Origin of the sequence: Nocardia elegans NBRC 108235 (assembly GCF_001612845.1) — a bacterium.
Taxonomy (GTDB): domain Bacteria; phylum Actinomycetota; class Actinomycetes; order Mycobacteriales; family Mycobacteriaceae; genus Nocardia; species Nocardia nova.
Window position 1 is genome coordinate 21,552 of the sequence record NZ_BDBF01000033.1, and the last position, 11,718, is coordinate 33,269.

Here is an 11,718-nt window from a genome sequence, read left to right on the forward strand (position 1 = left end):
GATGGATCGCGATGAACTGGCAGATTTCCTGCGGCGCCGGCGCGAACAACTACAGCCCGCCGATGTGGGACTGCTGCCCGGTACCCGCCGCCGGACTCCCGGCCTGCGTCGCGACGAGGTCGCCCTGCTCGCCGGGATGTCCACCGACTACTACACCCGTCTCGAACAGTCGCGGGGCCCGCGGCCCTCGGTGCAGGTTCTCGGTGCACTCGCCCGCGCGCTGCGGCTCACCGACGACGAGCGCGACCATCTCTACCACCTGTGCGGACATGCGGCGCCCCATCGTGGCGGCGGCGACCGGCACGTCGGACCCGGGCTGCTCTACCTGCTGGACAAGCTGGAGGACACGCCCGCCTGCGTGGTGTCGGATCTCGGCGAGATCCTCACGCAGAACCGCATGCACATCAACATGATGGGTGACCACACCCGCTTCACCGGCATGGATCGCTACCTGCTGTGGCGCTGGTTCACCGATACGGCCGGCCGGGAGACGTTCCCCGACGCCGACTGGGACCGGCTGACCCGTCGGCACGTCGCCGATCTCCGGGCGACCGCCGCGCGGCGGGCGGGCGACCCCGACGTGACGGAACTGGTGACCGAGCTGCGGGCGGTCAGTCCCGAATTCGAACGGCTGTGGTCGGCGCACGAGGTGGCGGTCCGGAGCAGCGATGCCAAGCGGATCCGGCACCCGCAGGTAGGGCTGCTCGACCTGGTCTGCGAAACGCTGGTGACGCCGAATGCCGCCCAGCATCTGCTGGTCTACTATCCGCGCCCCGGTACCGACGCCAAGGAGCGGCTGGAACTGTTGCGCGTCATCGGAACCCAGACCATGACCGACGAGACCGATTCGGGCAGCACGGTTTTCGATCGGAGCTGATCAGCGGGGCGGGAACGTGCGGCGGGTGCGCGGTCGCAACCGCAGGTTGGGCAGCGGCGGCGCCGGAATGCGTTGCTGTGGAGTATGTCCCGCGACGTCGCCGAAGCGTTCGGTGTCGTGCTTCTCCCATGCGGTGCGGGCGGCGTCGATCTCGTCGTGGCTGCGGCCGACGAAATTCCACCACATCACCAGATCCTCGCCGAAGGGCTCGCCGCCGATCAGCACCACCCGCGCACCGGATGCGCTGCGCAGCCGCAGTTCGGCGCGGTCGCTGCCCAGATACAGCAGCGGACCGGGCTCGGCGAGTACGTCGTCGATGCGCACCTCGCCCGACATCACGAGTACCGCATGCTCGAATCCGGGTGTCAGCGGCAGATGTGCGTCCGCGCCCGGGCCGACGGTGATGTCCGCGCCGACGATCGGGGAGTAGGTGATCGCCGGGGAGCGCACATCCCCGAGCGAGCCGATCAGCACGGTCGCCCGCAGTCCCGGACGGGCCAGCACGGGCAGCTCGCGATGCTGCTCGAAGTGCGGGGCGATATCGCGGTGCGCGTCCGGCAGGGCGATCCAGAACTGCAGCCCCTGCCCGGCGGGCGCACCGGGCACGGTGTACTCCGAATGCGCGATACCGCGTCCGGAGGTCATCAGATTCAGCTGGCCGGGTTCGATCTCCACATCGGATCCGACACTGTCGCGATGACGGATCCGGCCGTCGAACGGCCAGGTCACCGTCTGCAATCCGATATGCGGATGGGGATCGATATCCGGCGGCAGCCGATGCGAGGTCTCGGTCGAACCGAAGTGGTCGAGGAAACACCAGGCCCCGACCGTCGGCAGATCGCGCTGGGGCAGCACCCGCATCACCGTGACGCCGCGTACGCCGCCCAGTGGCACCTCCCGCGCCGGATAGAAATCCGCCCGCGGGCCGGGCGCCGGCGACGATTCGCACAGCGCCTCGGCGGGATCCGCCTCGAGATCGCTCATCGGCCACCTCCGGTCCGGGGTCACCGCTGATGTCGGGCGCGGTTACCGCTGAATGCCTTTGCCCACTACGTGAGCATCGTAGTCCGGGTGCTTGTCGAGCCAGCTCTTGATGAACGAGCAGCGGGGCACGATCGCACGGCCGCGGTCGATCGTGTCCACGATCGCGTGCTGCGCCAGCGTGCCGGCCAGGCCCTTCCCGCTGAACTCCGAATCCACCTCGGTGTGGATGAAGGTGGTGTCCTCGCCGTTGTCGCGATATTCGGCGAATCCGGCGAGTTTGTCGCCGTACCACACCTCGTAGCGGTGCTGCGCGTCGTTGCGGACGACTGCTGCGGTCGCGGCCTGATCGATCATCGGGTTACTCCTTCCGTTCCCGCACCGGATGCCTGCTCATGATCGACACGCGATTGAACGCGCCGATGGTCGTCGCGACCCAGACGATCACCGAAACCTGTTCGTCCGACAGCTGTTGCCGCGCATGGGCGTACACACGTTGCAGGGTGTCCTCATCGGGCAACGTGGTGGTCGTCTCGGCGAGTGCGAGGGCGGCGCATTCGGACGGGGTGAACAACTCGGTACGCCGCCAGGCCGGCAACACGTCGAGTTGCTGTCGGGTCACGCCTGCCTTCAGCGCTGCCTGGGAGTGCAGATCCAGGCAGTACGCGCATCCGTTGATCTGCGAGACGCGCACGTTGACCAGCTCGACCAGGGAGCGGTCGAGACCGGCGGCCGCGGCGGCGTTGCGGACGGCCAGTGCGACGCTGTTGAGCGCGCGGAAGGGCTCGGGACTCTGTTTGTCGATCCAGATGCGGGCATCGGCAGCGGGGGTTTGCATAGCGGAGGCATCCTAACCGTGCGCTGCGTCACCTTGCGCGGGATGTATGCGACGTCACGCGGGTTCAGATGTCTTGCATGGCAGCAACTCTGCCCTCGTAGAGGCCGATCTTGCGGTCCAGCACGGCGAGTGTGCTGTGCAGGTCCTCGATCTGGGCGAGCACCCCCTCGCGGGTCTTGCGGAACATCTCCAGCCGCTCCGGGGTGGTCTCGTCACCGGCGCGCACCAGTTCGGCGTAGTGGACCATATCGGCGACCGACATCCCGGTGGTGCGCAGACAGCCGATCAGGTGCAGCCAGCTCAGGTCCCGATCGCTGAACCGGCGCTTGCCGCTGGAATCGCGGCCGATGTAGTCCATCAGGCCGATTCGCTCGTACCAGCGCAGCGTGTCGCGGGTGAGACCGGACCGCTCCGCGACATCGCCGATCGAATACTTCGGGCGCTCGTAATCCTCGGTGTGCTCGAGCGGATTCGCCGTGGTTGCCGTCATCGCCCCTCGCCTTCCTGAGCCGCGTCCCGACCCGCACCGGCTGCGCCGGATCTGCGCTTCGACAGTACCCACCTGGAGTGCACTCCATGCAAGCCCGAGCGCATCGGAACACACCGCCCGGGCTCGACTCGGTGGCTCAACCCCGCTGCGGCAGTTCCTGCACGGCCCACTTGTTGCCGTCGGGATCGGCGAAATAGGTGAACAGGCCCCAGCCCTCGTCCTTGACCGGCGTGGCCTCCACGCCGGCGGCCACCAGTTGTCGATAGGCCTCCTCGGCGCTGGACACCACCATCTGCATACCGACCACGCTGCCCGGCGCGGCGTCGGTGATGCCCGTGCCGATGCAGATCGAGCACCCCGAACCCGGCGGAGTCAGCTGCACGAACCGGATGTCCTCGGTCGGGCTGGCGTCGTGGTCGGCGTTGAATCCGATGCGCGTGTAGAAGTCCTTCGCCCGGTCGACGTCGGTGACCGGGATGGCGACGAGTTCGATTTTCCAATCCATGTGAGGAGCATCTCATCGACCACCGACAATCCGGGTTGCCGGACAATTCGGGCGCAACCAGCGCCGAGCGCCTACTCTGAGTGCATGGCCAAGGAAATCGATCGGGTCCGGGCGCGGTCGGCGCTGGAGACGGTCAAAGAAAGCCCGTTCATCGCCCTCGTCGCGGCGGTCCCGGTGATCGTCGTACTGGGCGTCGTCTGGGCGCTGACGAACTGGTTCGTCGCGTTGCTGGTGCTCGTGCTGCTCGGCGCGGTCGTCGTCGTGCGCGGCAAATTCCTACGCTGACAAGCCTTTTCGACACCAGCGCGTCAGCGCGGCACGTGGAACCGGACCAATTCGCCGGTGCCCGGGTCCGCGCGTGACCACGGCCGGTCGAATTCCAGCACCGCCAGTGCGGAGGTCGGGAATTTGCGGCTGAGCTCCTCCGCCGGCAACGAGGCGCGATTGGCCGCCAGCTCCCACGCCGTCCACGGCATCCCCGGCGAGTGGCCGATCAGCAGCAGCGTCTCCACCTCGTCGCCGGTCAACTGGATCAATTCGATCAGCGTGTGCGGCGTGGCCTCGTAGATCGAATGCTCGTAGACGACCGGCGCGTCGATACCGGTCGCGGCGAGCGTTTCGCGGGTCCGGACCGCGTCCGAACAGCACACCGCGTCGATCGCCGGCTGGGTCTCGCGCAGCCAGGTTCCGGCCAGCGCGGCCTCGCGCCGCCCCCGGGGCGCCAGCGGCCGATCGTGGTCGTCGACACCCGGCGGATATGCGGATTTACCGTGTCGCATCAGGATCAGCGTCCGCGCCATGAGCAATACCGTAGCGCCGTAGAAAGTAAACGGTGTTATCTAAATCGCTACCTGATGAGAGATGTAACTCACTCTCGAGGCACACTGAAGGTAGTGTCACAACGGGGGCCGAAGGCAACCGGTGCGATGCACGCCCTGTCCAAACCCGGGTGGGGACGTCCCATGATGTTTCGAGGATCTGCGAGATATGGCCTACGTGATCACGCAGCGTTGTTGCAACGACGCCAGCTGCGTTCCCGAGTGCCCGGTCGATTGCATTCGTCCCACTCCGGAGCAACCCGAGTTCGCGACGACCGAGCAGCTGTACATCGACCCCGACACCTGTATCGACTGTGGTGCGTGTGTGGATGCCTGCCCGGTGGAGGCCATCTTCTCCGAGGACGATCTGACGGCGTCGCTGGCTCGTTTCCGCGATATCAACGCCGCCTACTTCCAGCGCCACCCGCTGGAGTCGAATTTCGACCCGCTGGTGACCCCGGCGCGCCCGCCCAAGGAACTGGGCACGCTGCGGGTGGCGATCGTGGGCGCCGGGCCGGCGGCCTGCTATGCCGCCGACGAGCTGCTGCGCCGCGCCGATGTCGAGGTCGAGATGTTCGACCGGCTGCCCACCCCGTGGGGTCTGGTGCGCGCCGGTGTGGCCCCGGATCATCCGGGGACCAAGTCGGTGTCTGCCATGTTCGAGAGCGCGTTCCGGCGTGACACCCTGCAGTACCGGCTCAATGTCGAGGTGGGCAAACACATCTCGCACGAGGAACTGCAGGCCCATCACCACGCGGTGATCTACGCCGTCGGCGCCTCCACCGACCGCCGCCTGGACGTGCCCGGTGAGGATCTGCCCGGCAGCCATTCGGCGACCGAGTTCGTGGCCTGGTACAACGGGCACCCCGACTACGCCGAGCGCAGCTTCGATCTGTCCGGTGAGCGTGTGGTGATCGTCGGTAACGGCAACGTCGCCCTCGACGTCGCACGCGTGCTGACGCTGTCGCCGGAGGAGCTGGCCAAGACCGATATCGCCGACCACGCCCTGGACGCGCTGCGCTCGAGCAATATCCGTGAGGTCGTGGTCCTGGGCCGGCGTGGCCCGCTGCAGGCCGCCTACACCTCGGCGGAGTTCCTTGCGCTGGGACATCTGAAGGGCGTCGATGTGATCATCGACCCCGCCGAGCTGGAGCTGGATCCGGCCAGCCAGGCGTTGCTCGACGATCCCGAGATCGAGCCCTCGCTGCGCCTGAAGTACGAACTGGCGCAGGAGTACGCGGCGAAGGCCCCGAACCCGGACAACAAGCGCATCGTGTTCCGCTACCTGGCCTCACCGACCGAGATCCGCGGCGAGGGGCACGTCGAGGAGCTCGAGTTCGTGCACAACGAACTCGTCAGCGAGGACGGCCGCGTCGTGGCGCGGGCGTCGGATCGCACCGAGACGCTGCCGGCGTCGATGGTGTTGCGGTCCATCGGCTATCGCGGCGTTCCGATCGCGGATCTGCCGTTCGACGAGCGCGCCGGGATCGTGCCCAACGAGCACGGCCGCGTCGTCGCCGACGGCGCGCACGTCACCGGCGTCTACGTCTCGGGCTGGATCAAGCGCGGTCCGCGCGGCGTGATCGGTTCCAATCGCGTGGATGCCACCGAAACCGTGGAACAGCTGCTCGAGGATTTCACCTCCGGCAAACTGGCTGCCCCGCAAGGTGATCGGGCCGCGCTCGAAGCCCTGCTCGCGCAGCGCCAGCCCGACGCCGTCGGCCGGGAGGGCTGGAAGGCCATCGACGCGGCCGAGAAGAGTGCCGGCAAGTCCGGCGGCCGGCCGCGGGTCAAGTTCACCACCATCGAAGATCTGCTCAAAGCCGCGCGCGGCTGAACACCGGTGCTTCCGGACCCTCCCCGCGGGGAGGGTCCGGACCTCGGCGGGGCTCCTTCGCGAACTCTCCGCTATCCACACTCAGGTCGGTAACGCGCCGATCCGCACGGTGGTGGTGATGGTGCCACCGACCATGAACCACAGCCGCAGCACCGGCTGGCCGTTGCGGTCACCGGGCTCGTAGCGGCTGCGCACGCTGATGTGCTGACGGGCCAGCACCGGCGCCACATATTCGATCACCGCGCGATGCGGCCCGGCCACCAGCTTCGGATAGTCCACCAGGAAATGCTCGACCGCCTGCCAGTACATGGCGTTGTTGACGTGGTTGAACTGGTCGATATCGGTCGCGCGCACCGGGAACGTCAGATCGGTGTCCGACTCCGGCGGCACCGCATCGGTCAGCCACGGCCGCCAGCGCAGCCGATGTTCGTCGGTGGTCCGGGCCAGATGCGCCAATCCCTGGTCGCTGATCCGGGTCGGCATATTCGTCGACTCGTTGATATTGATCCAGAAGCCCTCGGTCTCGATCAGGCCGCCGCTGTCGCTGGTGATCCGCACCCGCATATTCGTCCACCGGGTCGACATCGCCGAACACCAGCGCCGCAACTGCACCCGATCCGGCCAGACGATCGGACGCACCACGTCGATGACGGTGCGGCGTACGATCCACGCCGGGTCGGTGCGGTGGAAGAACGTGCTGTGCAACTCTTCCCACGCGATGTCTTGCAAATATCGAGCCACGGCGTCGAGCCGCAGCCGGCTGTAGGGATCTACATCGCCAGCCCGGATGGGCCACGCCGAGGCGAAGCCCATGCCCTCCTGGGGAAGCGGGGCGAGTGGCTGATCGAGTGACACTGGTGCTCCTCGCGCTGCACGGTGTGCCGCGTACTTCATGCGGTGCTTCTTGTGACATGACTTTACGGGGCGCAGGTCACACTGTTACGCCGAGATGGCTCTACTCACACGTAGCAAATGTCCAGTTGTGTCGCGGCCACCGGCGTTCCGGCCGCCGATCAGTAGCCGACGTAGCCACCACCACCGGAGACCGCGGAAACGCCCGGCACGTTGTCGAGCGAACCGTAGCGGTCGATCGAGTAGCGCGTGGCGGCCACGATGTTGTCGACCGGATTCCAGATGTCGGTGTGGCCCGGGGCGGCGTGGGCGTTGAAGGTGCTGTCGATGCACTGCATCAGACCCTTCGATGGATGACCGGCCGCCGCATTGCTGTCCCAGTTGTTGATCGCGTTGGGATCGCCGCCGGATTCGTGCTCGATGATGAGCGCGATGGCGTTCTCGTCGATTGATTCCGGGGGATAACCCATCTCGATCAGGATCTGCTTGGCCTGGGCGATCCACTGCTGCACATCACCGGAGGGATGTGCGGTCGGCGGCGGGCCGCTGGTCGGGCCGTTGTAGCTGCCGCCGCCGTAGCTGCCGCCGCTGTAGGAGCTGGTGCCGCCGCCGCTGTAGGAGCTGGTGCCGCCGCCGTGGTGGGAGTTGCCCATCAGGCTGGAGGACGCCGGGTTGCCCGAATGGCGCGCGACCGGTGTGGCGGTCGGGGCGGCGGGCGGCGCCGCAGCGGCGGGTGCGGTGGGAGCGGGTGGCGCCGGAGGTGCGGCGCCCGCGCCGGTGACCGGGTCGCCGAGTCCTGCGAACGCGGCATCGACCGGGGCCTTGGCGCCGTTGAGGGCGGTAATTGCCGAATCCGCCACTGTCTGCGCATTTTTCAGGGCGTTGACGATCGCCCACTCGTGCGTGGCGGCGTCGGTCTTGATCTCGGTGGTCTTCGCCGTGTACTCGATGTCGTTGAGTTTGTCGCGGTGCTGGTCGAGCCAGTCGAGCCGCTTCTGCGGGTTCACCGTGCCGTCGGGATTGACTTCGAATGCGGGCATGAGGCTGGGGGCGGGCACGAAGGTCGCCTGGTCGCGCATCTGGAGCACGGCGATCTTGGCGTTCTTCAGGTTCTCCACCTGTTGGTTCAGCGCCGTCTGCAAGCCCAGGATCGCCTGGCTCACGGTCGAGGCGCGGCCTTTCTCCACCTGCATCCGGCCGTCCGCGGCCTGCGCGGCGCCGCCGCCCCATTTCTGGTCCTGACCCAGTTTCTGCGTGCTGTTCACGGCGGTGATGACGGCCTGATCGAGGTCACCGGATAGTTTGCCGACGGCGGTCGCGGCAGTATTCAGTTTGTCAGGGTCCCACTTTTCGACATCGCCGATGGTCAATGCCGCGCCGCTCATGCGCGGATGCCGATCTTGTTCAGATCGTCGCGCAGCTGCTGGTCGGTATCGATGATGACCTTGCCGGCCTGTTCGACGGTGTCGGCGATATGCGTTACGCGCGAACCGATTCGCTTCAACGCGTTCTCTACCGAATCCTTGGCGCCGGTGCAGGCCGCGTCCCAGCCGGTGCCCGGGAGTGCGGCGGCCGCGTCGGCCAGTCCGGAGTCGAGTTTGCCGATGGCGTCGGACTCGTCGCGCAGGGTCTTCGCGAAACTTTGCAGGGCCGCGGGATCGATCTTCATCGCGTTCGCGGGTGGATCGTTGGGACCGGCCATGAGAAATCCCCCTCTTCGCTCAGTTCAGCGGGCCCAAGCGTAGCAAATCGGGGACCTGTGGACAGGGCTGCGCGAAGACCGGTTAACTTGTTGGAAAGCAGCCGCGGACAGAGAGGTCGTTTCATGCGCGCAGCCCAGGTGAGCAAGCTCGAGGGGCCCGAATCCATCGAGGTCGTGGACATCCCCGAACCGGCGGAATTCCCCGGTGGCGTGGTGATCGACGTCCATGCCGCGGGGGTGGCGTTCCCGGATGTGCTGATGACCCGGGGGCTCTACCAGATGAAACCCGAACTGCCGTTCGTGGTCGGCGGCGAGGTGGCCGGGATCGTGCGCTCGGCGCCCGAGGATGCGCGCGTGAAGGCGGGCGACCGGGTGGTGGCGCTGACCATGCTGGGTAACGCGGTCGCAGAAACCGCGGTGACCGCCAAGGAGATGGTGTTCCGGCTGCCGGACAACATTTCCCTCGAAGCGGGTGCGGGAATTCTGTTCAACGATCTGACCGTGCACTTCTGCCTGCGCAACCGGGGCCGGCTGGCCGAGGGCGAGACCGTGCTCGTGCACGGCGCCGCCGGCGGCATCGGCACCTCCACCCTGCGCATGGCGAAGGCGCTGGGCGCGGGCCGGGTGATCGCCGTGGTGAGTACCGAGGAGAAGGCCGAGGTCGCGCGGGCCAACGGCGCCTCCGATGTGGTACTCACCGACGGCTGGCTGGCCGCGGTGAAGGAATTGACCGGCGGACGCGGCGTCGACATCGTGCTGGATCCGGTCGGCGGCGACCGGTTCACCGACAGCATTCGCTCGCTGGCTCCGGCCGGCCGGTTGCTCGTGGTCGGCTTCACCGCGGGCGAGATTCCCACCGTGAAGGTGAATCGCCTGCTGCTCAAAAACGTCGAGGTGGTCGGCGCCGCCTGGGGCGAATGGGTGATGACCCACCCGGGGTATCTGCAGGAGCAGTGGGACGAGGTGGCGCCGCTGCTGGAATCGGGCAAGATCGCGGCGCCGCAGCCCGTGCTGTACCCGCTGACGGAGACGGCGGCCGCGGTGGCCGCGCTCGACAACCGTTCGGCGAAGGGCAAAGTCGTCGTCACCGTCCGCTGAGCGGGTCTTCGTTCGGTACACGCCGGATGTCGGTGCCGGGCCGTAGGGTGTGCGCATCATGGAACTGTCCGACCGGATTCTGAATCGCACCCTGCTGGCCCGGCAGCACCTGCTCCAGCGGTCCCCGGTGCCGGTCCCGCAGCTGTGTGAACATCTGGTCGGGCTGCAGGCCCAGGATGTGACGCCGCCCTACGTCGGATTGTGGAGCCGGATCAGCGACTTCGATCCGGCGACGGTCTCGGCCGGCCTCGAGAACCGCTCGCTGGTGCGAATCACCTTGATGCGCGCCACGATTCACCTGGTGACGGCGGCCGATGCGGTGCGCATCGCGCCGCACATCCAGCCGGAGCTGGAGAAGATCCCGTTCCGCAAGGGCTTCTTCTACGGCGCGATGGTCGGGCTTGATCCGGAGGAGGTACGCACCCGGGGCGAGAAGGTGCTGGGAGCGGAGCCGATGTCGTCGGCGGATCTGCGGGCCCGTGCCGTCGAGAATTATCCCGACCGCGACCCCACGGCCGTGACCCAGACCTGGCTCTACCAGCTCCCGGTGCTGCAGACCCCGCCGCGCGGCCTGTGGCGGAACAACAGCCGGCCGGTGTGGTCGCGCATCGAACCGTGGCTGGACGTACCGCTCGATGACGCATATCCGGTGCAGGAGTTGGTCCTTCGCTATCTGCGTGCCTTCGGTCCCGCGTCCACGACGGATGTGCAGACCTGGTCGCGGCTGCTCGGAATCAGGGAAATACTGGCCGGGCTGGGCGAGCGCGTGCGCACCTACACCGACGAGCGCGGCCGCGTTCTCTACGACGCCGCCGACGCCGAACTCGCCGATCCCGATCTGCCCGCACCCGTCCGGCTGCTGGGGTGGTACGACAATGTGCTGCTGTCGCACCGGGATCGCAGCCGGATCATTCCCGGGAATGCCCCGCTGCCCCTGCAACATATGGCCGCCCAGGTGTGTCCGGTGCTCATCGACGGATTTCTGGCCGGCATCTACAAAATCTTCGCCGGCAAGTCGGCGGCGCGGTTGCGCATCGCACCGAACCGGGAATGGTCGGCGCGGGAAGCGGCCGAGGTCGAAGCGGAGGCCCGGAATCTGCTGGGTTTTCTGGAACCGAGCCTGCGGCCGGAGGTCGAAATCCTCGCGCCCGGAGCGAATCTCAGAACCGGGAAGTAGGCGCGCGCTCAGGGCGTCGAATTCCGGTATGCCGGAGCCTTGCTCCTCCCCGCCGGAGTGAGCGTGCGCAGCAGCGGCAGCGTGCGATGTGCGACCACCGTGGACAGCACGATCACGCTGTGCGAGCGCACCACCGCGGCGCTGCGGTCGATACTCAGCAGCACCGCCTGCAGGCCCGAATGCGAATCGGCGCCGATGCGGCACAGGACATCGCTGGAACCGGTGGTCGCGTAGGCCTCGAGCACGCCGGGGATGGCGTCCAGATCGGTGGTCACCGCGTCCAGTGCGCCCTGCGCGATCTCCAGACTCACGAAAGCCTGCACGTCGAATCCGGCGGCGGTGACGTCGACCCGCGGATCGTAGGAGGCGATGACCCCGGCCTCCTCCATGCGCGCGATGCGCGACTGGACGGTCGCCCGCGCCACCCGGGTGCGTCGCGACAGCTCGAGTACGCCCGCCTTCTGGTACTCGTGCATGGCGGTGAGGATCGCCAGATCCAGTTCGTCCAGTTTGGCGGGGGTGCGCGTCATCGTCGTCTCCTGT

At 67.4% G+C, this 11,718-nt stretch carries 15 protein-coding genes; 5 read left to right on the plus strand and 10 right to left on the minus strand.

Annotated elements, in window-relative coordinates; all coding sequences use genetic code 11:
- Position 1: 1 nt before the first annotated feature.
- Positions 2-877: a helix-turn-helix transcriptional regulator gene (locus tag NE2_RS22765; protein WP_063029226.1), complete on the plus strand. Its 876-nt coding sequence runs from the start codon at positions 2-4 to the stop codon at positions 875-877.
- Here the strand turns inward: NE2_RS22765 and NE2_RS22770 are convergent, their stop codons facing one another.
- The 5 genes from NE2_RS22770 to NE2_RS22790 all read right to left on the minus strand — a co-directional run bounded on the left by NE2_RS22770 (position 878) and on the right by NE2_RS22790 (position 3,691).
- Positions 878-1,861: a pirin family protein gene (locus tag NE2_RS22770; RefSeq protein WP_063029228.1), complete on the minus strand. Its 984-nt coding sequence runs from the start codon at positions 1,859-1,861 to the stop codon at positions 878-880. It abuts the gene before it with no gap.
- A 42-nt stretch (positions 1,862-1,903) separates the two neighbouring features.
- Positions 1,904-2,215 (minus strand): GNAT family N-acetyltransferase, encoded by a 312-nt coding sequence (locus tag NE2_RS22775; RefSeq protein ID WP_063013658.1) that lies wholly within the window; start codon positions 2,213-2,215, stop codon positions 1,904-1,906.
- 4 nt (positions 2,216-2,219) lie between these two features.
- A complete protein-coding gene (locus tag NE2_RS22780; RefSeq protein WP_063029230.1) occupies positions 2,220-2,696 on the minus strand; it encodes a carboxymuconolactone decarboxylase family protein in 477 nt (158 codons plus the stop codon).
- A 64-nt stretch (positions 2,697-2,760) separates the two neighbouring features.
- Positions 2,761-3,186 carry a MerR family transcriptional regulator gene (locus NE2_RS22785; RefSeq protein WP_030517103.1) on the minus strand — a complete coding sequence of 142 codons (426 nt, stop codon included), beginning with the start codon at positions 3,184-3,186 and terminating at the stop codon, positions 2,761-2,763.
- A 136-nt stretch (positions 3,187-3,322) separates the two neighbouring features.
- Positions 3,323-3,691, minus strand: coding sequence for a VOC family protein (locus tag NE2_RS22790; RefSeq protein WP_063029232.1), 369 nt, complete (start codon positions 3,689-3,691; stop codon positions 3,323-3,325).
- Positions 3,692-3,775: 84 nt separating this feature from the next.
- On the opposite strand from NE2_RS22790, the gene NE2_RS22795 reads away from it, so the two are divergent.
- The gene (locus NE2_RS22795; protein ID WP_030517105.1) at positions 3,776-3,976 is read left to right on the plus strand and encodes a hypothetical protein; all 201 of its coding nucleotides are present in this window, start codon (positions 3,776-3,778) and stop codon (positions 3,974-3,976) included.
- A gap of 23 nt (positions 3,977-3,999) precedes the next feature.
- Here NE2_RS22795 and NE2_RS22800 read toward each other — a convergent pair whose 3' ends face one another.
- Positions 4,000-4,491: a SixA phosphatase family protein gene (locus NE2_RS22800; RefSeq protein ID WP_063013652.1), complete on the minus strand. Its 492-nt coding sequence runs from the start codon at positions 4,489-4,491 to the stop codon at positions 4,000-4,002.
- 187 nt (positions 4,492-4,678) lie between these two features.
- Here NE2_RS22800 and NE2_RS22805 point away from each other — a divergent pair, with 187 nt between their 5' ends.
- On the plus strand, positions 4,679-6,346 hold the full coding sequence (locus NE2_RS22805) for an FAD-dependent oxidoreductase (RefSeq protein WP_063029234.1): 1,668 nt from the start codon (positions 4,679-4,681) through the stop codon (positions 6,344-6,346).
- A gap of 81 nt (positions 6,347-6,427) precedes the next feature.
- On the opposite strand, the gene NE2_RS22810 is transcribed toward NE2_RS22805, so the two are convergent.
- The 3 genes from NE2_RS22810 to NE2_RS22820 form a co-directional block, all read right to left on the minus strand.
- Entirely contained in the window at positions 6,428-7,201 is a 774-nt protein-coding gene (locus tag NE2_RS22810) for an acyl-[acyl-carrier-protein] thioesterase (protein ID WP_181064150.1), read from the minus strand.
- A 158-nt stretch (positions 7,202-7,359) separates the two neighbouring features.
- Entirely contained in the window at positions 7,360-8,583 is a 1,224-nt protein-coding gene (locus NE2_RS22815; protein WP_063029236.1) for a lytic transglycosylase domain-containing protein, read from the minus strand.
- Positions 8,580-8,900 (minus strand): hypothetical protein, encoded by a 321-nt coding sequence (locus tag NE2_RS22820; protein ID WP_063029238.1) that lies wholly within the window; start codon positions 8,898-8,900, stop codon positions 8,580-8,582. The genes NE2_RS22815 and NE2_RS22820 overlap by 4 nt, the downstream gene beginning before the upstream one ends.
- Before the next feature lie 123 nt (positions 8,901-9,023).
- Here NE2_RS22820 and NE2_RS22825 point away from each other — a divergent pair, with 123 nt between their 5' ends.
- Together NE2_RS22825 and NE2_RS22830 are read left to right on the plus strand one after the other, a co-directional pair.
- Positions 9,024-9,998: an NADPH:quinone oxidoreductase family protein gene (locus NE2_RS22825; RefSeq protein WP_063029240.1), complete on the plus strand. Its 975-nt coding sequence runs from the start codon at positions 9,024-9,026 to the stop codon at positions 9,996-9,998.
- A 58-nt stretch (positions 9,999-10,056) separates the two neighbouring features.
- Complete coding sequence (locus NE2_RS22830; protein ID WP_063029283.1) at positions 10,057-11,175, plus strand: winged helix DNA-binding domain-containing protein; 1,119 nt, start codon at positions 10,057-10,059, stop codon at positions 11,173-11,175.
- A gap of 8 nt (positions 11,176-11,183) precedes the next feature.
- On the opposite strand, the gene NE2_RS22835 is transcribed toward NE2_RS22830, so the two are convergent.
- Complete coding sequence (locus NE2_RS22835) at positions 11,184-11,705, minus strand: Lrp/AsnC family transcriptional regulator (RefSeq protein ID WP_063029242.1); 522 nt, start codon at positions 11,703-11,705, stop codon at positions 11,184-11,186.
- Positions 11,706-11,718: the final 13 nt, after the last annotated feature.

Excerpts from the sequence above, each read along its gene's own strand:
- NE2_RS22830 (WP_063029283.1), top strand. The coding sequence starts at position 10,057 with ATGGAACTGTCCGACCGGATTCTGAATCGCACCCTGCTGGCCCGGCAG.
- NE2_RS22785 (WP_030517103.1), bottom strand. The coding sequence starts at position 3,186 with ATGACGGCAACCACGGCGAATCCGCTCGAGCACACCGAGGATTACGAG.
- NE2_RS22790 (WP_063029232.1), bottom strand. The coding sequence starts at position 3,691 with ATGGATTGGAAAATCGAACTCGTCGCCATCCCGGTCACCGACGTCGAC.
- NE2_RS22765 (WP_063029226.1), top strand. The coding sequence starts at position 2 with ATGGATCGCGATGAACTGGCAGATTTCCTGCGGCGCCGGCGCGAACAA.
- NE2_RS22775 (WP_063013658.1), bottom strand. The coding sequence starts at position 2,215 with ATGATCGATCAGGCCGCGACCGCAGCAGTCGTCCGCAACGACGCGCAG.
- NE2_RS22820 (WP_063029238.1), bottom strand. The coding sequence starts at position 8,900 with ATGGCCGGTCCCAACGATCCACCCGCGAACGCGATGAAGATCGATCCC.
- NE2_RS22770 (WP_063029228.1), bottom strand. The coding sequence starts at position 1,861 with ATGAGCGATCTCGAGGCGGATCCCGCCGAGGCGCTGTGCGAATCGTCG.
- NE2_RS22780 (WP_063029230.1), bottom strand. The coding sequence starts at position 2,696 with ATGCAAACCCCCGCTGCCGATGCCCGCATCTGGATCGACAAACAGAGT.
- NE2_RS22805 (WP_063029234.1), top strand. The coding sequence starts at position 4,679 with ATGGCCTACGTGATCACGCAGCGTTGTTGCAACGACGCCAGCTGCGTT.
- NE2_RS22795 (WP_030517105.1), top strand. The coding sequence starts at position 3,776 with ATGGCCAAGGAAATCGATCGGGTCCGGGCGCGGTCGGCGCTGGAGACG.
- NE2_RS22835 (WP_063029242.1), bottom strand. The coding sequence starts at position 11,705 with ATGACGCGCACCCCCGCCAAACTGGACGAACTGGATCTGGCGATCCTC.
- NE2_RS22825 (WP_063029240.1), top strand. The coding sequence starts at position 9,024 with ATGCGCGCAGCCCAGGTGAGCAAGCTCGAGGGGCCCGAATCCATCGAG.
- NE2_RS22815 (WP_063029236.1), bottom strand. The coding sequence starts at position 8,583 with ATGAGCGGCGCGGCATTGACCATCGGCGATGTCGAAAAGTGGGACCCT.
- NE2_RS22800 (WP_063013652.1), bottom strand. The coding sequence starts at position 4,491 with ATGGCGCGGACGCTGATCCTGATGCGACACGGTAAATCCGCATATCCG.